The organism is Sulfurisphaera ohwakuensis (assembly GCF_009729055.1).
GTDB lineage: Archaea > Thermoproteota > Thermoprotei_A > Sulfolobales > Sulfolobaceae > Sulfurisphaera > Sulfurisphaera ohwakuensis.
This window is the reverse complement of the sequence record NZ_CP045484.1, coordinates 1,768,208-1,793,805: the sequence shown is the minus strand read 5'-3', so window position 1 is coordinate 1,793,805 and position 25,598 is coordinate 1,768,208. Positions and strand designations below refer to the sequence as shown.

General features: G+C 33.7%; 20 protein-coding genes and 4 pseudogenes. 15 read left to right on the top strand and 9 right to left on the bottom strand.

Going from position 1 to position 25,598, the window contains the following annotated elements:
* Nucleotides 1–107 precede the first annotated feature (107 nt).
* From D1869_RS09920 to D1869_RS09900, 5 genes and pseudogenes are all read left to right on the top strand, one after another.
* Nucleotides 108–1,049: an SPFH domain-containing protein gene (locus tag D1869_RS09920; RefSeq protein ID WP_156014963.1), complete on the top strand. Its 942-nt coding sequence runs from the start codon at nucleotides 108–110 to the stop codon at nucleotides 1,047–1,049.
* A gap of 68 nt (nucleotides 1,050–1,117) precedes the next feature.
* Nucleotides 1,118–1,456, top strand: a complete 339-nt coding sequence (locus D1869_RS09915) for a hypothetical protein (RefSeq protein ID WP_221267154.1) — start codon at nucleotides 1,118–1,120, stop codon at nucleotides 1,454–1,456.
* A gap of 187 nt (nucleotides 1,457–1,643) precedes the next feature.
* Nucleotides 1,644–2,742, top strand: a pseudogene (locus D1869_RS09910) (transposase).
* A 555-nt stretch (nucleotides 2,743–3,297) separates the two neighbouring features.
* Nucleotides 3,298–5,187, top strand: coding sequence for a P-loop NTPase family protein (locus D1869_RS09905; protein ID WP_156014961.1), 1,890 nt, complete (start codon nucleotides 3,298–3,300; stop codon nucleotides 5,185–5,187).
* A 74-nt stretch (nucleotides 5,188–5,261) separates the two neighbouring features.
* Nucleotides 5,262–6,446 (top strand): hypothetical protein, encoded by a 1,185-nt coding sequence (locus D1869_RS09900; protein ID WP_231113593.1) that lies wholly within the window; start codon nucleotides 5,262–5,264, stop codon nucleotides 6,444–6,446.
* Nucleotides 6,447–6,598: 152 nt separating this feature from the next.
* On the opposite strand, the gene D1869_RS09895 is transcribed toward D1869_RS09900, so the two are convergent.
* From D1869_RS09895 to D1869_RS15525, 3 genes are all read right to left on the bottom strand, one after another.
* A complete protein-coding gene (locus tag D1869_RS09895; RefSeq protein WP_156015948.1) occupies nucleotides 6,599–7,687 on the bottom strand; it encodes a hypothetical protein in 1,089 nt (362 codons plus the stop codon).
* Nucleotides 7,688–7,853: 166 nt separating this feature from the next.
* Nucleotides 7,854–8,054 (bottom strand): hypothetical protein, encoded by a 201-nt coding sequence (locus D1869_RS09890; RefSeq protein ID WP_156014960.1) that lies wholly within the window; start codon nucleotides 8,052–8,054, stop codon nucleotides 7,854–7,856.
* Between the two features lie 81 nt (nucleotides 8,055–8,135).
* The gene (locus D1869_RS15525) at nucleotides 8,136–8,276 is read right to left on the bottom strand and encodes a type II toxin-antitoxin system CcdA family antitoxin (RefSeq protein ID WP_231113592.1); all 141 of its coding nucleotides are present in this window, start codon (nucleotides 8,274–8,276) and stop codon (nucleotides 8,136–8,138) included.
* 136 nt (nucleotides 8,277–8,412) lie between these two features.
* Between D1869_RS15525 and D1869_RS09880 the strand changes: the two genes are divergently transcribed.
* Together D1869_RS09880 and D1869_RS09875 are read left to right on the top strand one after the other, a co-directional pair.
* A complete protein-coding gene (locus tag D1869_RS09880) occupies nucleotides 8,413–8,925 on the top strand; it encodes a hypothetical protein (protein ID WP_156014959.1) in 513 nt (170 codons plus the stop codon).
* Nucleotides 8,922–10,298 carry a hypothetical protein gene (locus tag D1869_RS09875; protein ID WP_156014958.1) on the top strand — a complete coding sequence of 459 codons (1,377 nt, stop codon included), beginning with the start codon at nucleotides 8,922–8,924 and terminating at the stop codon, nucleotides 10,296–10,298. The genes D1869_RS09880 and D1869_RS09875 overlap by 4 nt, the downstream gene beginning before the upstream one ends.
* 880 nt (nucleotides 10,299–11,178) lie before the next feature.
* Here the strand turns inward: D1869_RS09875 and D1869_RS09870 are convergent.
* Nucleotides 11,179–11,925: a PD-(D/E)XK nuclease family protein gene (locus tag D1869_RS09870; RefSeq protein WP_156014957.1), complete on the bottom strand. Its 747-nt coding sequence runs from the start codon at nucleotides 11,923–11,925 to the stop codon at nucleotides 11,179–11,181.
* Nucleotides 11,926–12,150: 225 nt separating this feature from the next.
* Here D1869_RS09870 and D1869_RS09865 point away from each other — a divergent pair, with 225 nt between their 5' ends.
* The 3 genes and pseudogenes from D1869_RS09865 to D1869_RS15160 form a co-directional block, all read left to right on the top strand.
* A complete protein-coding gene (locus tag D1869_RS09865; protein WP_156014956.1) occupies nucleotides 12,151–13,383 on the top strand; it encodes an RNA-guided endonuclease InsQ/TnpB family protein in 1,233 nt (410 codons plus the stop codon).
* An 82-nt stretch (nucleotides 13,384–13,465) separates the two neighbouring features.
* Nucleotides 13,466–13,543: pseudogene (locus tag D1869_RS15825) on the top strand (DUF4322 domain-containing protein); the annotation flags it as partial.
* Between the two features lie 2 nt (nucleotides 13,544–13,545).
* Nucleotides 13,546–13,800 (top strand): annotated as a pseudogene (locus tag D1869_RS15160) (ISH3 family transposase); the annotation flags it as partial.
* 458 nt (nucleotides 13,801–14,258) lie between these two features.
* Here D1869_RS15160 and D1869_RS09855 read toward each other — a convergent pair.
* Entirely contained in the window at nucleotides 14,259–15,782 is a 1,524-nt protein-coding gene (locus D1869_RS09855) for an APC family permease (RefSeq protein WP_156014954.1), read from the bottom strand.
* A 623-nt stretch (nucleotides 15,783–16,405) separates the two neighbouring features.
* On the opposite strand from D1869_RS09855, the gene D1869_RS09850 reads away from it, so the two are divergent.
* Nucleotides 16,406–16,870, top strand: coding sequence for a PaREP1 family protein (locus tag D1869_RS09850; protein WP_156014953.1), 465 nt, complete (start codon nucleotides 16,406–16,408; stop codon nucleotides 16,868–16,870).
* A 201-nt stretch (nucleotides 16,871–17,071) separates the two neighbouring features.
* Here D1869_RS09850 and D1869_RS09845 read toward each other — a convergent pair.
* Nucleotides 17,072–18,039, bottom strand: a pseudogene (locus D1869_RS09845) (IS1 family transposase).
* Nucleotides 18,040–18,206: 167 nt separating this feature from the next.
* On the opposite strand from D1869_RS09845, the gene D1869_RS09840 reads away from it, so the two are divergent.
* Nucleotides 18,207–18,503: a nucleotidyltransferase domain-containing protein gene (locus tag D1869_RS09840; protein ID WP_156014952.1), complete on the top strand. Its 297-nt coding sequence runs from the start codon at nucleotides 18,207–18,209 to the stop codon at nucleotides 18,501–18,503.
* A gap of 559 nt (nucleotides 18,504–19,062) precedes the next feature.
* On the opposite strand, the gene D1869_RS09835 is transcribed toward D1869_RS09840, so the two are convergent.
* The gene (locus D1869_RS09835; protein WP_156014951.1) at nucleotides 19,063–20,082 is read right to left on the bottom strand and encodes a hypothetical protein; all 1,020 of its coding nucleotides are present in this window, start codon (nucleotides 20,080–20,082) and stop codon (nucleotides 19,063–19,065) included.
* Nucleotides 20,083–20,247: 165 nt separating this feature from the next.
* Here D1869_RS09835 and cas6 point away from each other — a divergent pair, with 165 nt between their 5' ends.
* On the top strand, nucleotides 20,248–21,117 hold the full coding sequence (cas6, locus tag D1869_RS09830) for a CRISPR-associated endoribonuclease Cas6 (protein ID WP_156014950.1): 870 nt from the start codon (nucleotides 20,248–20,250) through the stop codon (nucleotides 21,115–21,117).
* A gap of 1,194 nt (nucleotides 21,118–22,311) precedes the next feature.
* Here the strand turns inward: cas6 and D1869_RS09825 are convergent.
* Together D1869_RS09825 and D1869_RS09820 are read right to left on the bottom strand one after the other, a co-directional pair.
* Nucleotides 22,312–22,704, bottom strand: a complete 393-nt coding sequence (locus D1869_RS09825; protein WP_231113812.1) for a DUF4097 family beta strand repeat-containing protein — start codon at nucleotides 22,702–22,704, stop codon at nucleotides 22,312–22,314.
* Nucleotides 22,705–22,741: 37 nt separating this feature from the next.
* Entirely contained in the window at nucleotides 22,742–23,179 is a 438-nt protein-coding gene (locus tag D1869_RS09820) for a hypothetical protein (RefSeq protein WP_156014948.1), read from the bottom strand.
* A gap of 491 nt (nucleotides 23,180–23,670) precedes the next feature.
* Here D1869_RS09820 and D1869_RS09815 point away from each other — a divergent pair, with 491 nt between their 5' ends.
* Together D1869_RS09815 and D1869_RS09810 are read left to right on the top strand one after the other, a co-directional pair.
* Nucleotides 23,671–24,891, top strand: coding sequence for a YncE family protein (locus D1869_RS09815; protein ID WP_184651076.1), 1,221 nt, complete (start codon nucleotides 23,671–23,673; stop codon nucleotides 24,889–24,891).
* A gap of 259 nt (nucleotides 24,892–25,150) precedes the next feature.
* Nucleotides 25,151–25,516, top strand: coding sequence for a PaREP1 family protein (locus D1869_RS09810; RefSeq protein ID WP_156014946.1), 366 nt, complete (start codon nucleotides 25,151–25,153; stop codon nucleotides 25,514–25,516).
* The last annotated feature ends 82 nt before the right edge of the window (nucleotides 25,517–25,598 follow it).

The following is a 25,598-nucleotide window of genomic DNA, read 5'->3' as shown; positions in this document are numbered from 1 at the left end:
ATGCATTAGATGTGGTGCCTATATAGAATGTGTAGATGAGCTCTTCTCTTTTCTCTCATACACAAAATCTTTTTATATTTATACATCTAATAGTTATTAGATTTGAAATGTCACTCAGAGCTCAAGTTATAAGTACTGAATTAGAAAATGGAACCTCTTTAATGACTCAAGACACGATAATTTATCGATTTCCAAAAGAGAATATAACCTCAAAATCATTATTTATTGTTCAACCTACTGAAAGGTGTATAGTTGTAATTCAGGGACAAATTGCCGCAGACCTTCCTCCAGGAACTCATAATATTCAATCTCCAGCAAATCCACTTTCGGCATTTCTTTCAAAGTTTAGGTACTCATCTTTACCTTACGATACAGTAGTCTATTTCGTATCCATGACGAGGCATGAAGTTAGAGTTGCTGGGATAAGCCAGACTGATGATTTAGTCCCCTTGGAGTATGAAGTAGCAGTGTATTTTAGAGTGCAGAACCCTTCCCTTCTGGTAACAAATGTACAATTCAGTTCGCAGTATTTTAAAGACGCTGATTTAGCCGGTTATATTAATCCAATAATAGATCAAGAAGTAAGTCAAGTTCTGAATAACGTAAAGCTCGTAGATGTTTATAAGAAATTTTCTGATATATCTACAGCAGTAACTGCGGGGCTAAAGACTTTCCTTAATGAGATAGGGATAGACTTAATTTCTGTAAGAGTGACAAAGCTAATACCTCAAGATCCTGAATTGAGGAGAATATTACAGTTAAGGGATTTAGGAATAGAAATAAATGATGCAATTAGGTTAGGCTTAGCAAGGATTTTGGCAGAGAGAAGTGACCCTTCAAGCGTTAATATGGCATTAGGTACCCCATATTTCCCTCAATTGTCTACAATAGTAATAGGCGGGTATTATATTCCGTTCGGAACCCCACCAACACATGCAAGTCCACCTACTCGTACTGAAGCTCCAGGGACACCAACTGGAACTCCAGCCCAACCTCAAATACAATCAATTCAATCTGCGCTTAAGGCTGTATTTGGGGGTGGTAGGTAATAAACAGTAGGGAATTAAGCTGGAATATAGCGGCAGGAATAGGTTATTCCTTTATTTTAACGATCTTAATGGGGATTGCATATCTTATAGTAAAGGTTTTCTATCCACCGACTTCATTCAGTATCATACCTATAGTCTCATTGATAGAATCTCCAGCACTGGGCGTTATTCAGTTAATATTATTAGGATTAATGGTAGCTTTTGCATACCCCGTTAGAACCAAAATTGAGGGCAACTCACTAATGGTTGTAAGAAAATTAGCTATAATTGTAGCTGTGGGTTATTTAGTGTTTTCACTTTTACCAGCAGCTTTCAGAGTACCTTATATACAGACTTATATAGGATTAATAATAGCGGCTAACGTTTTAAATGGGACTTTTGCTGGGATTGTTAGTAGTATAATTTAATCTCTTTTTTATTACTCATTCCTCAATTTGTGCATAATAGATTCCTTCATAATTTTATACTGTGCACAGTTTAAAGAAAACAATAGTCTTCTTATTATATAGCAGTTATTCTACTTTGCCTTGGTAATACAAGACTTTCAGTACTACCGATAAAGTTTTTAATTTACCACATAATTGATTAAAAAGTATGAAGAACGAGAAAGAACTAGAAGTTGCAAGGAGCGAATTCATCAAGGCATTCAACCACCTAGTTGGAATACTTAGAATGAAGGGACTCAAAAGAAAAGTAGCACTAGGCCTAACACTCATGACACTAATAGGAGGAAGAGCAAGCATAAGAAACACAGCAATAACATTCGGACTAAACTACGCAAACCTATTAGAAGCACTAGAACGCCTTGAAGAAGCATGGAAACACTACCTTGATACACTAAGCAAAACAATAGTAGGACCCGTAGTGATTATAATAGACGACACATTCGACCACAAACCATACTCAAGAATAGAAGAAATAGCAAGCAGATATGGAACTACATCTTCTACTGCTCCACACACAAGAAATTCGAACCAGGAATACAAATACTCACAATAGCCTTATCGACTTAGCCACGGGAAAAAACTACTTGGTCGGCGCGTTCCCATACGCAACAAGAAAAATGTGGGAAAGCGGGATGGTGAGCGAATTCAAGACAAAGATAGAGATGGCTGCAGAAATAATTGAGATACTCAAGAGTAAATTCACTATAGCTAGGGTTGTGTTTGATTCTTGGTATTGGTCTGAGAAGTTGGTGAGGGGTTGTGTTGTTTCTGAGTTGAGGTCTAATAGGAGGCTCTTAAGGGTTAGGTGTTTGGAGGGAGGGGGGACGTTGGATGTGGAGGGGCACATCCACGTCCGAGATCTCCCTCCAGGCTCTTACTTGGCTGACCTAACCCTTGAGAGTCGAGTTATTACTATAAAGTTGTTAGTACTGGAATATAAATCTAATAGGCTGAATTTGTACTCTACTGATCTTAGCTTGAGTGATGGGGAGATAGAGGCTACTTGGAGGATTAGGTGGGAGATAGAGAAGTTTCATAGGGATATTAAGGCTCTTGGTATGCAAGATTCCTCTTTCTTAAAGAGGAAGAGGCTTCAAGGTTACTTGCTTCTCTTCGTGATGGTGGTTAACACGGTTAGAGATTTGATTAGCTCCCTTAACTTGAGGAGTGTGGAGGAGTTTCTCCGGTTCGTTGAAATTCGTTTAGGGGGTGCTCTAGGTTTGATGAAAACTTTTAAGTTACGTTAAAGTAGAATAACTGCTATTATTATACATATTTAGAAGATCTGTTGTAGAATTAAAAGTAAGGATAAGTTATGCCACGGATAAACACCTATTTTTATCAATGTTTTTAACATAGTATAGCACTTATAGGAAAATCGTGACATTTTTACATTACGTTTAGCAGTTTACGTAAAATCCTAACGATAAGATAATTTTTAAATACACCAGCTTAAGTAATGAGTACTGTTACTATAAAAACGATATAACTTATCCTATTTACTGAAATTAGATATAAGTATTAGAAAATTCTTTGTAAGAATTATCTTATGCAACGATTTTCCAATAAATGCTATACGTTAAAAATTTACAAGAAAGATCCTCTTATTAACTAAAATTTTCTTTTCACTAAGGGATAAAAAGTAAGGGAGTAAATTAAAAATATTTATTAGCTCATGAGAAAATATCATAACTTTTTATTGTAAGGGAATTTCCTCAAACTACTAATCAGTATTAAACGACGAATCAACAGAGGTCTAAAACATCTATAGTTAAATTCTGCTTTTGAGACATAAATATAACATGAGGGAAATTTTTAAGGTTAGTGAGATCAGAAGGTTGATTAGGAGAGGCAAGGCATTAATAGGAGGTTTACCTTTTAGCGGGAAGACTACTCTCATTAGGGAGGCTTGTGAAGATTATTGTGAGAAAAGAGGGATACAATTTATTGAACTACCCAAGAAGTTTAATAGTGTAGACGAGTTAAACCAATGGAGGGAAAGGGTTAAAGGAGTGCAAAATACTATTATAGAGGGAAGGAATTACATAATAGATCTTTTGTTAGGTAAAGTGTCAGTAGCTGATAAACCTTCCCTTAAGTCCTTATATCTGGATTTAAGAGGAAATTTGGTTAGTATGAAGGCTTTAGATGCTATTAAGAGGGTATATAATAGCGGTATAAAAGATGATAAGGTTGTTTCAAGAATTCTAATGTACTCAACTATTGCCATGCCTAATTACTATACTGTTATACCTAAATTGGTTGATGAGGGAATTGAACTATATAAGCAAGGTAGACTCGATGAAACCCTTGAACTTGTATTAGGACTAAAGAGATTATATTACTCTTTCCCTAAGGGGGATATAAGCGGTGAGGATAGTGTGGTATATGCTTTACAGCAAGTTATACCTAGGAATGTTGACTTTAAGAAAGCTTGGAAAGAGTTAAGTGATACTTGGAAAGAGTTGGTATACTATAGGCTTGACTCTGCTCTCAAGCTTTTGCCCGGTACTGCTGAGAAAATAATTAGTCGAAAGGAGATAAGACCCGCGGGTGAGAGAGCTAACTTAGTTTATGTAGACCCGTTTTTTGTTGGATTGGCTGAAGAAGGTGCCTCCATACTTTTAAACGGTGATAATCTTTGTATTGTTGGTCCTATACATTCTGGTAAGTCTACTTTGGCAAACTATATACGCTCTATGACTAATTTAGGTGAGGTTGTAGACTATAACAGCTACGATTTACTTGAACTGAAGAACAAATTAACGTCGGAAGACAAAAGGTTTATTGCTGTTCTAACAAATGATATTTACCTCTCCTTACCCCTAACTTGTAAAGTAATAAAGTCGAACGATTATATTAAAGACTTCATTGATTATTTATATTTGAAGAGTAATAAACTACGCAGGAGGAAGTATAATATTAGCATTCCCCGCCACTATTATTACCTTTATAAACTGAAATATAATAAGAGTGATAGATGGATCGAAGAGCAGTATAGGTCTGATATGACTAATTATATTACAAGCACGATCTTCGGAAACAATAAAGAGTTAATCGATAATTATCTCCCTCTTTTAATTTTAGGTAAAGAATATTTACCTTTTCCCACAAGGGTAAGTAAGATTATCCTCAAGTACTTTAATAAGCAAATAGACGATACATTTGTAAAATGGTTTTCAGCGTTTGATTTCCAAGATTATGAAATAGAGGAAAATAAGGAGATAAAGGCTAAGGAGAAAGAGGTTATTCAAAAAGTAAGGGAAGAGCTCGTTAAAGAAGTTAAGGAGAAAAAACTTGAAGATGATTTACTAAAAGTGTTTTTTGACTATCTAATTTATCCTGAAATTTTTCCAGATGTTAAAATAAGTGATTTTGTGAGGGATGCGGAAGGCTATTATTCTCTCATAACAGAAAAACTACTCTATGACCCAGATATTATAGAGGAGTTAGATTTGGAATTAGGAGAGAGCTTGAGTACTGTGTGTAACTCATTAAGGAATGTTGAAGACGTAATTTATGGGGAAAAAGATAAAATCAACTCTAAGGAACTCCTTCAAGGTAAAATACAGAGTCAATTAAAGAAAAAACTTTTAGAACTTTATTACTCCAGAGTAGATTACTACGCAGCTATTTATAGAATTCTCTCTTCAGAGAGTGTTAATATAGAATGTTTGAGAAAAAGCATTTAGAATATTACATTTTTATATAATTAATGAAGAAGAAGTGAATATACTTTCTAAGTTTTTATATAATTAATCAAGAAGTGAATATACTTTCTAAGTTTGAAGATAAGCTATATAACGTTATAATGAAGACAAAAGATAAGGAGCTAATACGTGATTATGCAAAAATGAACTTTATATACTTTTCTTACCATAACATGGCTCTTAACAAAGAGCACCTGGAAGAGATTGCAGAAATTTCAGATTACGCCAAATTAGCCATTTCACCGGTTCTTATGCCAGAAAAAATATTTGCTGAAGAAATAACGATAAATAATATAAAAGATCCAGTGGAGATCTATGCCACATTGCTTTCATTTATTTATTTAGGGAAATTTGAGGTTGAGCATCAAGTACCATATGCCGCAGTTAAATATTACTCTTATATTGACCCTTTATACGAAAAATTTGTCAAGTATGTTAAAAATATAGATAATAAGACCTTATCTATTATATTCGATATCATATTTGATTTACCGATGAGCGATAGGGACTATATATTGCACTTCATAGATGAAAACGTGAAAACATATAGGTTCGGTGCTGGCATTATGATGTTTAATGATTATGACTCGGAAAGTGAATTTGAAGAAGCTTTAGAGCTCATAGACTCACTTGTTGAACCAAACTATAAGACTTTAGTTAAAGAAAAGGAGCTAAGCGATTTAGACGTAAAAGTATTGTTTGAAATCTATAAAGTAAAGTTAGCTCGCGCACTCTTGGCTTCGAGGTATGAATATAAGTCCACATTGCAGGATATTATAGAGTTTTACTCTAAGGCTAAAAACATTAAGGATAAGGAATTAGAAGAAAGGATACGATTAGCTTATCTCATATCAAAGCTGATATTATATAAGGAAGTTGAGAAAACAATACCAAAGTTAGATGAAGCGATTCTTTACAAGGCAGCCTTAGCATTGATAGGTGGTGAAGAGGAAAAGAAGGAGTTCTTCAAGGAAGTAGAGGCTATTCAAATAGGAAGAAAACCCATAATAGAAAATCTAGAATATACATTAGAGAAATTAGTTCCTATTCACCATTTGATACCAGTACTTAAAGCATACTTCTACTTAAAAGGAGAGAAAACAAAGATATGGAAAATGGACGAATATTTAGAGAACGAAATAAGAGGGATACCAATGTTCGTATCAAATAAAATATTTAATGAAATTAATGCTAAGGAAAATAAAAATAAGTTTGCTGCATCACTTATACTTTTCATATAATTTTCCAAATGAAGCAATCGAGACTAAATTTAACCACTATGTGCGGTCTCAAAATAGTTTTTAGAAAGATTTTTCTAAATATGATATAGAGAAAAATATGAATTTAGAAATGAATAATATACCCAGAGTTGAATGAAGGCTCCCCGAGGATTCTAGATCTCAAACAATTGTTTATAATCATAGCCATTAACTTCGTAAACAAATATTATAGATGTAAGTAGATATGCTATTAACATTATAGGATTTCCTAGCTTTTCAGATAAATCATAAAAGTCTTTCAGCCTATTTAGACTTCTGTCCTCCTTTCTACTAGGTTTATTGGGCAACTTTATGTTATACCAACCCAAATTTTCAATTTCTTTTTTTATATAGTCCCAATCTATCCCCTCTGTCTGCATTCTGTTGCAGTCCTTCAATACCTCATTAACGAACTGTTTGGGCTTATTAATGGAACCCAGAAGGAACGGCAAATGATTAACGACCTCACTTAGGGTCAGCTTTGAAGTTCTTAATGCCCAATGGGTATATCTCAACGCTCTGGTCAAAAATGCAGTATGTTTAAATGTAAAGACGTTAGTAATCTCTGGTACAATTTTTGTTTTTAAGGTTAATTTTCCGCAGATTTTTTCCATCATAGATAATATGAAGTACTCCCTGCTCTCATATATCTGAAGTACCTTAATCTCGTAAGGATCTACAGCAATTTCACCGAATTTTATCCCCAACCTAGGTTTATTCTTAGTGAAGAAGATTAAAGGGTCGTAAAGGTCTATCTCTTCTTCATTAGGCTTAATAGTAACATATACTTTCACTCCTAAATATTCGGACTCAAACTCTTTATCCCTAACCGAGTTAAACTTCCTCAGCAGACCAAGTAAATCATGTGTCTTGAAAATCCAATATACTGGTGACTCTAGTTTTTTATCGTCTTTAACCTCTTTTTCCTCCTTCTTTGATAACTGAGTTTTATCAATTTTTAACTTATCAACTTCTTCAAGTAAGCTCTTCAGCTTGCCGTTATTAAGATAGTCATCAAATAATCTGTGTGCCAAATAAGAGAAATAGAAAATATCGTCTTTACTTTTCAACTCTTCTAGTCCCTTTACTTCTTCTGCGTATTTCTCATATAGAGATTTTAAAGGTTCTTCAGTAGGTGCTTGAGACAGTATTTCCGCGGCTGCTAATATGTTACTGAAAAATTTTTGAAAATTTTTAACGTTTACTTCTCCTTCAAGAATCATGTTAAAAATTGCTAATGCCACACTTATGCTTTAGACCTAGAGTATTTTATACTTTATTATAACGTATGGTTAGACCTCATTGAACTTAGTGATTGCCTCTCTCGGAAAATTCTAAGATAACGAGTTTTGCATAATTGCTAAAATATTTCTATAACTCCGATTGATTTTAAGAGAAAGCTAGGGATTTTACAAAATCAACGTTAAAGAAGTCAGATAATAAGTCAGGTCTTTTAATCTTCCAAAGGAAATTCCCGATTTCATAATATACTAAGTCAACCATTATGCACTCCTTAAAGAGATCTATCGATCTATCCTTAAGCCTTTGGATTAAACTGATAATTGCTGACATATCTAAAACGTATTTCACTTTTCTTTATCCTCCCTAATAAGTTTCACAACATCTTTTACAGATAGATTTAATTCCTCGGCTATCCTCCTAGAAGATTTTCTAGCCTCTTCTTCTTCCTTCTTCGCTATTTTTATCCTCTAAAGCTTTTCTTAACACTTCAGATATATTAATACCATACTTTCTTGCTTTTTCAGCTATTTCCTTTCTGACCTTAGTTGAGATTGTAACCCATTCTGTCATATTAATTACTTAATATTATATAGCAAAAAATTTTGCTACAACAATCTACATAACGATGACTTTACCATGATAAATTGAACGGAAAGTATAAAACACGTAATAATAAAATAAAAACCCATTTTTTATATCTAATATTATGAAAGATTATAATGATGTCAGAGATAGACTCCTTGAAGCTTTACGAAATAATGGAGGAAGTATTGCTAGGTCTAAAGTGAAGTTTGCTAGCGATAAGTTATTGGAGGAATTGGAAAAAGAGGGAATAATAACTATAAAAAGATGGAAGGATGGTCGTTCAAGAATAATATTGAACGAGCAAATGAAAAAAGAAGAAGAAAAGAAAGAAGAAAAAAGAAGAGACGAGAATAAAGATATCACGAGACTTTTAAACGAGATAAACAGAAAGTTAGATATCATTCTTCAAAGGCTTGGTTATACTCAGCAGATGGATTTCGATAAAATATTTGAAGAAGTTAAAAATCCTATGGGCATCGCTTCTTTAAAGGATATACGGGAAAGGATGGGGCTAAGTAAAGAAGAGTTTTACTCACGTTACTCTAATTACATTCAGTCCCACTATAAATTATTTCGTGGAGGAGAAGAGGGAATTGTAAAGAACGGTGTAATTTTCGGTTTAATCAAGAGGTGAAGAAAACGTCATGCAATTTCCCTCCAGATACAGTAAGTTTATGGAGCACTAACTATAGGGAAATATACGGTAGCAAATACAAGAACTACTATAAAATGATAAAGGAAAGACTTTTACAAAATAAGAAAACTTTCATCTTCGGAGATCCAGGAATGGGGAAAACCACGATTTTGTTAAACTTAAGTGTGGATTTAAAGGCTATGGGCTACTTTCCAATATTCGTTGACATGTCTTCAGATAAACCCTTCGTAGATGAGTTCTGGTCTTTTGTGAAGACATCTGGTATACAAGAAAAGCTTAATACTGAGATCGTTAACAGAAAAGAGGAATTCGGCTATAAGGGGTTTACCAAACTGAAAAAGGACTTTATAGCATGGATGAAGTCCCAGTGTAAGAAGGGTATAGATAACCCTTTCGTGAGAATTTACTCCATAAATTTTCCTGAATGTAACGTATATGAAGGATTAGACGGGTTAATAAAGTTCCTTGATGATTTAAGAAGTATTCAACTTAATACAGTCCTTCTTATAGATGAAGCAAGAGCAGAACATTACTATCCTTACATACACAAAATAATTAATTCCGGCGTAACTTATTTAGCTGTAGCCTCTCCTACATCTGTCTTAAATTCAATAAAGGATGAGGCAACAATAAGGAGAATTAGGGAGAACTCCGTAATTCTGGAGCCCTTAACAAAAGAAGATGCAGTAGAAATACTTTCCCAAATGTGTAAAGACATAGGTGAAAATTTAGCTAAGGAAGTCTTTGACCCAAACATGACAATCGCTCAATTAATAATAGAGGCTAAAGAAGTTTATCAAGAATTATTGTATGAGTGTAAACATGACCTTGAATGTGTTAAGTCAACTGCTAAAGATATTGGAGAAATAAAGAATATTCAAGATGCCTCAAAAAGCCTGGAAGCAATTATCAGAGAATGTATTAAAGGGTCTAAAGAGGTCTTAGAAATAGAGAAAGTTTACGATACTGGGAAAAGGGTTAAAGGTTCATCAAAGCAAAGGCAAATTGATATTGTTTTAATATCCCACGGCAAGGTGTTTTTAGGAGATGTAAAACTGACAAACGAGGAATTTTTAAAGAATTCCGTAATCGAAAACGTATTGGATGTCATTAGCGAAAGAGAGCAGGAATTAGACGGATCTATATACTCGGTAGGTGGAGTATTTATTATCACCAACGGAGAAGTTAAGGACTTTCCCGGAAAGGTAATTAAGTTGCCAAACAGAACGGTTAAAAGAGCTTTAAGGAAGAATACATGTACCACAGATTTGAGAGAAAGAGTGGTAGAGGAATTAAGGGTTATACTAAAGTCTTCAGAGTCTCTGAACCAAAATGCGGGAATTCAGAGCTAGACCAGTTATCTTTTAATTTCTCATCCCATGCTCTTTGGAATATCGAAATCATATTTATTTGCTCTATATCAAATACTGAAATTCATCTATTGTCAAAATTACCTTTTTCCTAACTTCAACAGCAAAGTACATTAAAAGCTCGTCTAAACTTTCGTTTATGGACTTAAAATATCCCATGAATACTGCAAATTCCTCTTTAAGCCTGTTAATATTACTTGTCAGTCCGTCTGAAGTACATAAATGGTAAATAGCTCTTTTCTCCCAACGAGCTATTTAATTATTTCTGTCTTCTTTATCCTTCTCCTCCATAATTATTAGTCATGCCCTATCTTTTTCTTACTTCTCCTCTAAAAACTTGAGCTTTCCTTTCTTATCTACAAAAAGTGGTACCATACTTAATAATAATTTGGATCCCATCTTTAAGCTATACTAAATAAAAAATTACAAAGACTTCGCAGAAAACGGAAAGGAGTGAATAAGTTAGTAAACGAAGCAGTAATAGAATAATTTGTTTCATAGAAAATAAAGGCTTAATATATTAGAAAATATAGAAATCTAATTATGTTAGCTAATTATATTTGAAAATAATTCAGGAATATCAACTCCCTTGATTTAACTTTCTCACTCCCTTAACTTACGTTATAACTTTTGGCTTTAACATTTGAATTTTCGACTATCAATTTGCGGATTATAATTAAAGTAAAATACTACAGCTAAGATAACATAAAACTTTATCATAAAGTTTTAGGTTTCAATAGAATTACAAAGGTAAAAATCTATGTATCGAAGGAGAAAATTTAACAAAGTAGTAAAATTCATCATACTTAAATAATTATACATCTAGATTTATGTCCAAATTGTTAAGGTCATGAAGTTTATCTTAACTATTTATCTCACTGGGCTTAATTATCTTAATACCTAAGGAGTTAGCTATGGCTATAACCCTTTCCTCATTTTTGTCATCTATAAAAGGAGTAACTACAATAACCTCAGATACCTTTTTACCCTTTAACTTCTCATACAACTCCCTCTTCCTACTTATCTGAACTAACTCGCCCCTCTTTAATGAGGCGGTCAACTCAACTAAAATAACCTTGCCATCACTCACAACAACATCAATCTCGACCTCAGAGGGATAACCGTAAACAAAACCATCTTTATCGAAAATAATCTCTCTATCGACTTTCCAACCGGCATCAGACAATAATTCTACAATACCTTGCCTAAAAACATCTTCAGCAGTAATACCCCATCTAGCACCTAAGGCACTAATCCATACCTCTAACCTCTTAATATCCTTCTTAGTGGCCATGTCCTTAATATCGTCCTTTGTTGCCATTACTTTCTTTATTTCCTCCAACTCTTGTCTAGTAGCTAGGTTCTTTAAATCGTCCTTTGTTGCCATATTTCTTATATCCTCTTTTGTTGCCATGTTTTTCCTAATTTCTTCTATTTCCTGTCTTAACGTAGTTTTTACTTCCTCTAAATCTTGCTTTGTGGCTAAATTCTGCCAAGGCATAAGCTTTGCCAAGACTTGATAAAGAATTTCAGGCCTAGATGCCAGTACATCTGCTAAGATAGAGGGGTTCTCCATAAGGACCTTTTTAATCTCATTAGCTAATGACATACCTAAGTATATCTCAAATTAATAGAATAAAAAACCTTGCTACTCGGTAGACCCAAAATCACTTTACAAAAAATAATCCTTATAAGATGATATTAGAATAATGAATATAAGGGAATTTATAAAGTTTAGGGGTTCAAAGGGGGCGAAAAACCTCGCCTTTTAAGGCGGGGATGGATAGCCCCCTTTGTAGAAATATTTTTTAATCCACTCTCGAACATTTTATTAATGCCCAACGTAGGGTTCCGCTTTCGTGCATATGCTGACGATCAAACAATTAGGGCGTTAAAAGCCCAGTTGAGGTTAGCATGTGAGATGTACAACACCCTACGCTGGGCAGATATCTATTTCTACCAAAGGGACGGAAAGGGTCTTACACAAACGGAGTTAAGACAACTCGCTCTAGATCTAAGAAAGCAAGATAAGGAGTACCAACAACTCTACTCACAAGTAGTACAGCAAATTGCCGATCGTTATTACGATGCTAGGGATAGGTTCTTCAAAGGTCTAGCACACTTTCCTAAGGAGAAGAAACCCCATAAGTACTACTCTCTTGTTTACCCACAAAGTGGATGGAAAATACTTGAGAGCAGGGAAATAAGGACTAAGAGTAGGAAGAATAAGAAGAAGCTGGTGTTATTGAGGTTATCAAATCTCGGCGTGTTTAAGGTCATTGTTCATAGGGACTTCCCGCTTGATAAAGTAAAGAGGGTGGTAGTTAAACTAACACGTTCAGAGAGAGTGTACATCTCCTTCATGGTTGAAGGTGTTGGATTCTCTCAACTCCCAAAGACTGGTAAGGTAGTTGCAATAGATGTTGGGGTAGAGAAACTCCTAACCACGAGTGATGGATTCTATTTCCCTAACTTGAGACCTTATGAGAAGGCACTTGAGAAGATAAGGAAACTCCACAAGGTTCTCTCGAGGAAAGAGTTCTTGTCGAAAAATTGGTTTAAAGCAAAAGTGAAGTTAGCTAGGGGTTATGAACACTTGAAGAACTTGAGACAAGACCTCTATATGAAGTTGGGTAAGTGGTTCGCACAACATTATGACGTTGTAGTAATGGAGGATATAGATGTTAAACAACTGGTGGAGGAGTCAGAAAGGAAGTTGAGGATGAGGTTACACGATGTTGCATTCCATGAGTTGAAGAGAATACTAGAATATCAGTTGGAAAAATATGGAAAGAAACTGTTGTTAATAAATCCAGCATATACTTCAAAGATGTGTGCCAAATGCGGGTACGTAAAGAAAGAGTTAACTTTGACTGACCGTGTGTTCAGCTGTCCTAAGTGCGGTTGGGTTACTGATCGTGACTATAATGCTTCCTTAAACATATTGAAGAGATCGGGGTGGGAGCCATCCTTAGTGCCTGTGGAGCTCTACCCTCTACCCGTAGCGAAAAGCTACGGGCAAGGTGGGGCTATGAAGCAGGAAGCTCCGCCCTTCAGGGCGGGGTAGCTCACAACAATATAAATGGTTTAATAAATTGGAGAAAGGTTTAAGATGAGGGAGATCTTGTATTACCACGTGAGAGAGCAAGATGGTAATACTCGGTCTCCCTCACCAAAATAATATTCAGCAAATAGGTTATAAATTACTTTTCATGTTGGATTTTCAAGTCGTTCTTTGGAGGAGTTTAGGGTTAGGACTAGGACTTGTGATGTTGGGAAGGAGTTGGTTCTCGTTCTTCTTTCCTATTTTCTCTTGAATGTTTTGGTTCGTTCTTGGAGGAGGGTGAGGTTGTGGGAGTTTTCTCAAGCTATTGTTGATTTTCTAGTCCTCAAGGAGATGAGGGGAGTTGTTGCACAAGGTTTACCTCAAGTTGGGGAGTTGATTTTTGCAAACTTCAGCTTAACTCTATGTACTCCTTTTTAATCGCGTGAAATTAATTCAATATTTCCTGTTTTTATAATAAAAATTGATTTAATTATACTTGTTATCATAAAATATATGTGGTCTTATTTGAATGATACTGCTTTTATTCAATTTTGACTAATGTTATTATTTATCTCAGAAAAAAGAGATTCCCATACTGACATTACAAAAATTGGGATAACGTGTAATGATATTAATGACACTCTTTCTCAGATCTATTATGGGAGCTTAAGGATACTGTTATAGGAATAACACCCATTTTTCTCTTAAGGGGCTAAATGGATGAGAGCTTCCTTCTTTTGAAATACTCCATAGTACTAGTCTTATGAGAGAAAGCTAATCTTAAAATTATACACACTAATTTGAAGAAAATAGCCAAAAGTAAATTTTAGTTTAGTTTTCTCTCATAAAGATTATCAAGATTAAAAGCTATACATCATATTTATATTCTAAAATACTCATTTTGAAGACTTTATACCCCAATAATAGAAAACTAATGAAGCTATCGCTGTCACTGCAGAAGCCTCATAAAAGTTTAGTATTGCTAAAGCTCCATTATCACCTATGAAGGTCATTAAAGTCAAGAAGCCTATATAAGCAATATACCATATGGAGTTCCATAAGTCTTCTTTTACCTTATAAATTACCGAGAAGACTATGCAAGCTATAAGTAGCAATAGAACTGCATAAGGTACTGATGGCCAACCGCTCCAATATATTATTAAAGATGCGAAAATAAATGCCAGTGCAGAGACTATATTAGACCCAGCTATCATTGGCTTCATTTTACCTTTAGATATTAGCGCTTGCATTGCAACTGGATTTGCAGAGAAACCTATATAACCTGCTACTACGGAATCGCTTATTAAACCGTATATTGTTGGAAGAGGTGCTGCAATATAGGCAACAACTGCTCCTACTATAACAAATACTATTAATGCCCAGAGTGGGATGGAATATTTATTTAATTCCTGGATTTTTTCAGAAACATACCTAGATCTACTAATAGCAAATAGAACTCTCATACCCCCACCTTGATAAATATAGCCAGTGACAAAAGGACCAATGATTCCTATAATTCCGGTTAATACTAGCAAGAGAATTACTTCTCTGGTACCAGCAATGTCAATAAACGGATTTCCCGGGAGATTACTCAAAGCCGCCCAATTTCCTGGAGAAATTCCTAAACCTTTCCAATCTAATGCGGCTATAAATGCAATAGCAAATGCAACATAAATCGCAGTTTGTCCTAGTACAGTATAAATTATGGCTTTTCCTAATACACTATGGTCCTTAGTTTCTTCTGCATAATCTGGTATTACCCTTATTCCGCCGAATGCAAACATCGCTAATGGAATCGCACTGAATATTCCCGCAAAACCGAAGGGAGCAAATCCTCCATATGCTGTAAAATTACTGAAATGAAAGAAATAAATTAAAAAACCTAAAAGTACAGCCAAGTATAGCAAGAGCTTTATGCTTCCGAACCAGGTTGTGGACATACCAAAAAATCTCACGCTATAATAATTAAACGGTATAAAGAGTAGCATAATTAAAACTCCTATTACAGCTCCTAATGGTGTAGGAAAACCATTACTGTTAATCAAAACAATCTTGTAATTACTGGTGAAATAATTTAACCCTTCTACTACTGCTAAAGCCTCGATAGGGGGAATAAACAAATACCAAATCAGATCAGAAAAGGCATTTATTAAATTAGTGATTCTTCCGTGAGAATATAATGGGTACCTAGAAGGTCCTCCAGCTTCTGGATAATAGGACGCTAGTTGAACATAAGTAAGGCCTATAAATAAATAAAATATACCTCCAAGGAGCCAAGATATTACTATTACCGGACCAGCTACTGCTGCCATTCCAGCAGAGCTAAATAGTACTCCGGTCCCTACAGCACCTGCAATACCAATTATTACTAAATTTAATAGGCTAAGTTCCTTTCTTAAGTAATTTGTTTTTTTCTCCATAAAATATATAAGAATACTCTTTGTTAAAAAATTTACGTTATATCAGTAGATGGGGGGATTCAAGGATCTTTGAATTGTAATATTCTCTCAGACAGTATTAACTCTGTGACGAAATAATTGGGTTAACTGATTCACGGGCTTATCGTGAATTGTAATTTTATCTATAAATTAGTATAATTCAGTGAATAAATAATACAACATGGTTAAAATATTCTATGTAATTTAGATTATAATTTCATTACTATACGTTTTTGCATTGTGATACGCTGTTCTGTTTCGAATTATAATATTCTCCTTTAAATTAATATAATTCAATGAATAAATAATACAAAGAATTAAATTATTCTTTATTATATAGTCCACTTATTATATGTCATTACTCGTTCTCCACATTAATTTAGTGTTAATAATTAAATTGAGACAAAAGGAAACCGCAATGAAAAACTGATAACTTCGATTTATAATGTTGCCATTAGAGCACAAATTAATTAAAATCTTTATAAAGAGTATATGTCAAGATAAGGTTCTGTATATCTTAATTTAGATATAGAAATATAAGTACCCGAGTGATGATACTATCGCTTCGATTACACATTTATTTTCATCTTTTATTAATATAACATATGGAAGAATTGGTAAAGAAGGTCGAAGAGAAGGGAATTAATGTGGAAGATGTACTCTTAACAGCATTATCAAAAGTAGACCCTGAGGAAAGCATAAGACTAAGAGTTCAGTTAGCTGAAAAATATATGAAAGAGCTGGAAGATTATATAAATAAAGGTGATGCTGTACAAGCTTCTGAAAAGGCTTATAAGGTTGCTGAAGAAATAGTAAAAGCCCTAGCTGAGAAATTAAAAACTCCGGAATATCAGCAAGCAATGAAAGAAGGGAGATGGTACACATATACTTTAGGGAAAACAGTAAACAACTTAGCTAAAAAAGTAGGTGAATGGATATTAGACGGGTGGAACAGTGCTTACTTCTTACACATATGGGGTTTCCATGAGGCTAAACTTTCAATTGATGACATAACGTCATATGTGAGCAAAGTTATAAAAATGTATGAAGAAGCAAGAAAGATTATCTAGTTGGGTTTTGCTAAAGTTAAACCGAAAATATATATACTCCTAGTTTGTGATGCAATAATCTTTCTATGTTCAAAAATAGAATAATATTTGTGTTATAAAGTCTAACTAACATAGAAATCTCTCCAATTATTTAATACATAATGAATAAAAATAGGGGGACTGTTCTCAAACAGTCATGAAATTCGATAAGTATTTGTAATATTATATCAGTTTACTTCTAATATACTGTATCCCCTTCAAGTAAGCTTGATTCAAGAATGTTTTTTCCCTTGAATAAACTACTGGGTGCATGACATCTAATAAGGCAAGACTATACTCAACCATGACTCCACTCCTACTAAAAGCCCTCGTATCCCTTGCTAACCTAGCTAAATGAGCCCTACAGTAAGAATTATAACTCTCCACAGTATATGTATACTTCTTACCTACAACGTGATTGTTGAGTACTTGGTAGACTGAGTAATCATCAGTGTAATATACTTCGCTTTTGGGTAGGGTATTCAAGAGGTAACTAAAAGTCCTATAATCCCTATCACCCGTAATGAAGAAGGGTACACCATCTTGTAATGAATTCCATATCCACAAGTTCTCCCTCTTTTGTCCATGTCTAACCCTCACGTAAGTCCAACTTTCATCAATTACCGTGACTTTTGCTGTAAGATTCTTTAATTGTTCTCGTAAGATTAGTAGGTGAGCATAGGCTTCTACTCCTTTTCTCCTTATATTGTTGTTAACGGTTTTCCTTCAACCCTTGCTATTGCTCTCATGCTCATTCTATTCGTGTAGTCCTTCAATACTCTCTCCTTCTGTTCTTTACTCATCTTGTGGTTAGTTGTTTGGTAGAATGTTCTTCCGCAAGTTTTGCACTTGTATTTTGATTTTCCTCTAGATGATCCATTCTTTACTACTTTATTTGATTTGCATGAGGGGCATGGCGGTTTCTCTTCTCTTCTCCTCCTTACCCCAAGTTTTTTAGTGTAGTGTTGATGGTGGTATTCCCAACTTAGTGACTTGTACTCCTAGTAAGTATGCTGCTATTGCATAAGCAAGGTCTTCTAGCTCGTGTTTTCTTGGCTTAAAATTTAAATTCCTCAAAATCAAAAATATTAATTGTGCAAGGGTTACGAGGTTCATCTCGCAACCCCCATAAAATCTCGTAACCCTTGCACATAAGTTTTTCCTAAAACAATTTTTGCTCTTTGTACTTCTAGTTCTTTTCAGCGAACTATATTAGAAAAAAGACTTTTTATGAGTACACTAATATTTTTACAAATATTTTTCGAATTTCATGACTGTTTGAGAACAGTCCCGCTTCTTCAGTCAGTTAGCTGAGAAATTGAGACCGATATTTGGTAAAGTAGCTATCATTTTACATGGCAGTAGGATTAAAGGTAATTATTATCCTGCTAGCGATTTAGATGTTTTAATAATAACTGAGAATTGTTTAGGAAGAAAAGGGTTAGAGATACCTTATTCCTTCACTGAAGAACTAAACGGGATTAAATTGGACTATCAAGTAATCTGTTACGAGAATAAGGATTATTGGATTGTGAGAAACGCGCTTTCTTCACCTAACGTTACAGTAGTTGATGATTTTAATGAGTTTAAGAACAAACCTGTGGTCCAAAAATAAGAATTGGCTGAATCTGTTAGGGGTTCGGGCTTTCATTGAATTTATATCCGATTCTTAGCCCTTCTGCTTAATCAACGTCACGGGGCTTCGTCTTGCTCATCCTTCTCAGTCCCTTTAGCGGAGTAACACCAAACCCATACCCGTTCACGGATCTATGGAAACCCGCACATCTTATATGACAACTTGCTACTTTTCGGAAAATCCATCCACAACTGATAGCAAGCTTTCTTAAAAATACTTTGTGTATAAAGTATATAAATTTCATGGTTTATTGGTAACTGTTAGCAACGATTTTTCTGAATGAAGTAAGGTAAAATAATTTAAGCTTGTTGAAACTGAATGTATTCTTTAACGCTATGAATAGCACTTATAGGAAAATCGTTACATTTTTACGTTAAACAGATGTAGAGGTATTGTTTTATTAGCTGAAAAATTCCTTGTGATAAACCAAATAGAGTAAGGGAGTAGTTTCAAGGTATTTGTTATTTCATGAGCAAATATTATAATATAGTTTAGTAAGGAATTCCTTAAACTACTATACTAAGTTAGTTTTTATAAATTACACTACCATTACATTATGGCCTTTTGCATAACCTCTAACGGTCTTACTAATCCTTGACCCAGTTAAGACTGGGATAATGTCCTTTCCCTTATACTCCTCACTAATTGCCTTAACCTTAACTAGTAAACTATCAACATCCTTAAACTCAGCCTTCATCTTAACCTCAACAACATAAACCTTAGCCTGAGTTTCAACAAGAGCATCAACCTCTCCATCACCAACTTCATAATGCCTATAAACACTAATAACCTTCTCTCCTGCCTTATCTAAATAATCAACAAAATTCTTAATATAAACCTCCTCAGCAATTAAACCCAAATCACTTCTGGTAGCCTCGATCTTCTTCTCTAAATCTGCTCTGGTATCTTCTATTTTCTTCTCCAGCTCTCCTTTAACTGTAGATATCTCACCCTTAAGTTCTGTTTTTGTGTCCTCAATCTTCTTCTCCAAATCTTTTCGTGTATCATCAATCTTCTTCTCCAAATCTTGTCTTACAGTATTTATTTCACTCTTAAGCTCTACCCTTGTGTCCTCAATCTTTTTATCTAAATCTTTTCGTGTGTCCTCAATCTTCTTCTCAAGGTCTATTCTCGTGTCTTCGATATTTTTATCTAGATCCGCTCTAGTTCCTTCAATCTTTTTCTCCAAATCTCCCTTTATCGTAGACATATCTGCTTTGAGTTCTGTTCGTGTTGTTTCAATCTTCTTCTCAAGGTCCGTCCTAGTATCTTTTATTTTCTTTTCTAAATCTCCTTTCGCAGTATTGATTTCTTTTATTAATTCCTGCTTTACTTTCTCATCATTAGCTAGTAAGTCTTCTCTTGTCTTCCTTATCTCATCTCTCAAACTCCTCTCAATATCACTAATCCTCCTATCTACGTGCTCATATAATTGTAAATTAGAAACGTAATTTACCACTATTTCTATTTCCATATCACTTAACTGTTCCCCCTTCTTAATCTTCTCGGCAATCTTATTGAGGAATTCAGCAAACCACTTTTTAAATTCTTCAGTCATAAATGAAACTTAATAATGGAGTAATAAAAGCTTTAACATTTTCCTTAAACTAGAACACAATCACCTATGCTTTTTTATATGTAGTTTTATTTTATGAAAAGTAAAGTGATAAGCATTGTTTTTCATCAAATGACCTTCGCACTCTGAGAGTTTTAAGAGCTTCATATGCGAGTTTACGAGTTTGAAAAGTTTAATTTAAGCTGTGGTTATGAAAAAGGCTATATAACTCTTTACCTAATTTATATTAAATTGATATTTTGGATTAGGTTCTCGCTTAAGTTTAAGGATGAAGTAATTGTACAGCCTTTTACCTCTAAAGTTTCCAGGATTGTGATGAACAATTACCCTTCTTATGTGAAAATTTCGGAGAGTAGTGAGCCTTTGAAGCCAGTTAGGGTTACTGTTATTAAAGACGAAGAAGGGAGATCGATATTTAAGGGGATGGACAGAAATGTATTAAGGCTTAAGCCCCAAATCAACTACTTTTTTGATTTGACTAGTCTCGACATTAACCTCTTTGAAGAAATTGTATCTAACCCTTATTTTAATACTAAGGTTTACAGTGCTGAGGCTTCTGTTGAAGTTGGAGAGACTAAAGTGTTTGAAGAGGTGGAGATAGAAGATTCTAAGGCTTATAAGATTGAGTTTAAGACCCCTACCCTAATCCAACCTCCTAGACCTAACTTTAAGAGGAAGAAGAATAGGTATTTATTATTCCCTTTTTCACCTTACTTTCTGGTTTCAATACAGAGGCATTGGAATAAATACCAAGAAAAGAAGATAATAATAAGTTACAGTAGGGCACTTTACTATTTTAAGGAGGTCGATTACAACTTAAAGCCCGTTACGGTAATTTATGATAAAAGTAAGGTAAGGGGGTTTGTGGGATGGACACTCTTTACTTTAGAAGCTAGGAGGAACAGCTCTTTAAGAGAAGGGATTAGGAAGTTGTTAGCTTATTCTAATTATATAGGAGTGGGTAAATCTAGGGCAATAGGATTCGGAGAGGTTATGGTAAAAGGTGTTAAGAAGTGAAACTGTTTGCAACGGCATAAATGTGTTGGTTGCCATTTCATAATTTGCTATAAACAAGCTAATTAAGATTAGTGGTTTAATAAAATTGTAGAAAAATACAGTATAGCAGTTATTCTACTTTTCCTTGGTAATACAAGACTTTCAGTACTACCGATAAAGTTTTTAATTTGCCACATAATTGATTAATTGTAATGCTTCTCGAAGTGCTTTATAATACGCTTGGAGTAATGAGTTTGTATTCATCCGATATTTTGTTTGGTTAATTTTTAAAAAGTTTTCAAGGTCCCCTTAAGCTGCAAGGATTTTCCTATAAATGCCATTCAAAGATCATTTCAGGTTAATTATTAAGTGAAGATTGGATTCAATAGAATCTTATTATATTAATAAATATTATTTATAAGGAGGATTGCAGAAAAAGTAAGGAGGAACCCCCATTGCCCCCAATATGGTGGCACCCTCGCCACCTTGCGGGGTTGGAGTCCCTCCAATATGTTGGTATACTTTAAGGTAATTAAAGTTATCTCTTAAGATGAGTGGGGAATTACCCTTTTTAAGAACTTAAAGGTTCTCTAATCATGTTTAGCACAATTGTTGAAGTTATCTTAGCAGCTATAAGGAGAGGAGTCATTTTTTAATTTATCTAATCCTATTAACATTTAGAGATCCAAATAACGTGAGTTCACTGAATCAGAGAACAAATCCCTAAAGATCTTTATGCGGTAGCTGCCACTGCCGTTTAGGTTAACTGATGTTCACACTCCTTTAATGAATGTCCGTTTAGTATAGGAAGTAGAAGAATATAGTTATAACTTAGATTGTGCTAGCGAATAAATTCTATGATTTTTAAATTAAGCGAATAAGAAAGGTATAATCTAGTCTAATACTTTTAGTATTTTCTAGTATAAAAATTAGCATTTTACGAAAATAAATTTAGAATAATTAGTGATTATAGTAGTAGAAATGTGGACTTATTAAGATATACAAACAAGAGCCGTTGAAATGTGAAGAGTAACATAATCAATACTTACGTGCCCTAGTTAATGAATATGTGTTAAAGGACAAGTTATTCTACTTGCATGTATGTGTAATTTATAAGGTTTCTGTTTTCCTTAAAATTTTAAGTATAAAAAACCTAAGGTTACAGAATACCCTATCTCTTTAACGGTACAACGTGTAAACTAATAACATAACAGTTCAGATCGTATTCACATCTACATTTCCATTAGTTGTATAAGCATATATTACCGGTGGAGGATATGTCACACCAGAATATGTAACTATGCGTATAGAGGGTAGGGCTGTTATTTCAATATCTCCGTTCCTTGTAGTAAGGTAATAAGTCAAATTGAAGTATTTGTTAACTATCACGAAAATATTACCGTTTGTGGTAGAGGCTTTAAGGTAATTCCCTATGGCATTTTTTAGCTCTATATTTCCGATTAGAGTCTCAATTAAACCGTGGAAGAAGTAAACGTCTTCAGCTCTAATATTTCCGTTTACATTATTAAGTTTAATTACAGATATAGTAGTATTTATTAACCTCACGTTTCCGTTTATACCATTTATGTGAATATTCGTGGAATTTATATTTTCTATTTCGGCATTTCCATTCTTTACTGTAATATCAGCGTTCTTGAAGTTTATATTTTTCTATCTTTATATTACCGTTATCTATCGTAACATTGACGTCGTGAAGCACAACGCTTGGAAGACCAACATATATAGTGAAATTATAAAGAGTGTCCAGGCCTAAATATGGTTGATTTAATCTTAGTGCTACTAATAACGTACCGTTTACCTCTCCATATAATAAGGTACAAATATTACCAGATAAGAAAAATCCCTCTGCAATTATATGGATTATGAGCTTAGGATTCTGACTCTGAGTAATTACAACATTTCCTACATCATTATTTATCATAATATTATGTAAATGTAGTTTTAACGGCATCACATACTTTTTATTTACTGTTACATAACCGAATATATGGATCATTAGGACTGTTACAATTCCGATAACCACTATAGATGTTATTAGAATCACTAATACTATTCTTTTCATATAATCATTTATTAAGAAAATTAAATATATTAAATTTTTATATAATAGGACTTGAGTAAATCAGCTCTGATCATAGATTCGTTCTAAAGAATATAAACAACTCAGAGAAGATTTTTACCCATATTAACTATATATTCGTATTGATGCAAATGCGAAATTGTGTTTATAGGGAATATACAGTTGCTCCTACTATCCAACATCTTAAGTAAGCTTTTTACTCTTCAAAATTATTTCGAAAAGGCTATACTTATTGTTACACCTTAGAGGGAAAAACGTTTTTTCAAATTATATAAAAACCTTTTCCATGGAAAATCCTACCTTTAAAATGTCTGTAAAGTGTAATAATAGGACTTAAAACTAGATCTTGAAATTATATAACATAATAAGGAGAGGATTTTGCACTTCAAAATCTAAGATAAAATAATGTCAAAATGTTCTATGACTTTTTTATTATGGAAAAAAATATTAGAGAGTTTCATTCATTTTTTGTTATGGTCAATAGTAATGTAAGGAGGGTAATAATTGAGATATTGCTAATACTAATGTTTTTAACAATTTTACCTAACCTAAGCTCAATAATAGTTGCATATGTTAATACAAATACCAACGTAGGTTATGTGAAATACACTTTAATATTGTACAATAACACACTACTACAAGGTAATGTAATAAGCCCTAAGAGTGATCTTGGCCCACTTGGTATTATTTATGATCCTAGTAACGGATACATATATGTTGCAGATTCTGGGTCTGATACAGTATCTGTAATTAATTCTACTACAAATCATGTTATAGCTAATATAACAATTAAAGGGCATCCATGGAGTCTATTATATGATCCTTCTAACGGATACATATACGTCAGAAGTCTAGTAAGCCTATTTGTTATTAACCCTTCTACTAACCAAGTAATAATGAATATAACTAATGCATTACTTTCTCCCTTAACAGTACCGGATAATATGGTTTATGATCCTTCTAACGGATATATATATATCACAAGTAGTTCTATCTTATTTCCAGTATTTGTTATTAATTCCTCTACAAACGAAATAATTCATGGAATAAAACTCGGAAGAATCCCTCATGATATTGTAATTCCATCAGGTATTTTATATGATCCTAGTAATGGATATATATACGTTGCAAACCCTAGGTCTAACTCAGTTTTTGTCATTAATACCTCTACGAACAAAGTAATAGCTAATATATCTGTAGGACAAGATCCATTGAGTATGGTTTATGATCCTTCTAACGGATACATATACGTTACAGATTTTAAGTCTAATACAATTTCTGTAATTAACTCTAGTAGCAACACCGTAATAGCTAATATATCCATTGGACAAGGCCCGTCAGATATTGTTTATGATCCTAGTAATGGATACATATACGTTACAGATACTAAATCTAACATGGTCTCAGTTATTAACCCTTCAAGAAATCAAGTAATAGCGAATATAACAGTTGGAGATTGTCCGTCAGGTATTGTTTATGATCCCTCTAACGGATATATATACGTAACGAATTCTTTATCTGGGTCTATCAGTATTATTAGTACTAAACCAGTTATATCTACACAAATGACACAAACTTCAATGAATAATTCTACTGAAATATCTACAAACCTACCTATTACATATATCATAATAGGTGCGGTAGTAATAGTGGTTGTAGTTGGGTTATCAGCAGTTTTAGTTAGGAAAAGATGAATGAAGCTTAATACTTTTTACTTTTTTCTCTTTATTTCATCTTGATTAATATCTATGTAATCATACTGCTTTCATTAAGTTATTTCTGTGTTTTTTATATATTACTTTTTAATACTTTACTCTTTAATAGAAAAATCATTTAATAAATTGATACTAATAATATGCTATCAAAGAGTTTTATCTCATTTTCCCATTTTTTCAGATTTTCAATATCGTATAGTATAAAATATTTTTATAGTACCTTATGAAAGAGTAATATATGTTAAGATCATTAACATCTGCTGAGACTTATCTACAAGAGGCTGATGAGCTTTTAGAGAAAGGAGATATTGTGCAAGCTTCAGAAAAATACTATAAAGCAGTAGAGGAGGCAATAAAGATTCTGGCTGTAGAAAATAAGATTAGTACTTTAAATGAGGCTAAGGCTAAAGGTGGTTGGGATTTGGAAACACTAAATAAAGCTGTAAACGAGTTGGCAAAAATATACGGTGAAAGGATTATCATTGATTGGTCAGCCTCTGTAAGCTTAACAACTACAAATTTAAGCCCTAATTCAATAAAAGACGTTGTAAAATACGTGAGAGACATTGTCAACCTAGCCTCAGTAATTAAGAGATTGGATTAAAGAGGCTGAGCAGCTTTTAGAGAAGGGAGATATAACTGTTCTCATATAGTCATGAAATTTCCAAAACATTTGTAATATTATA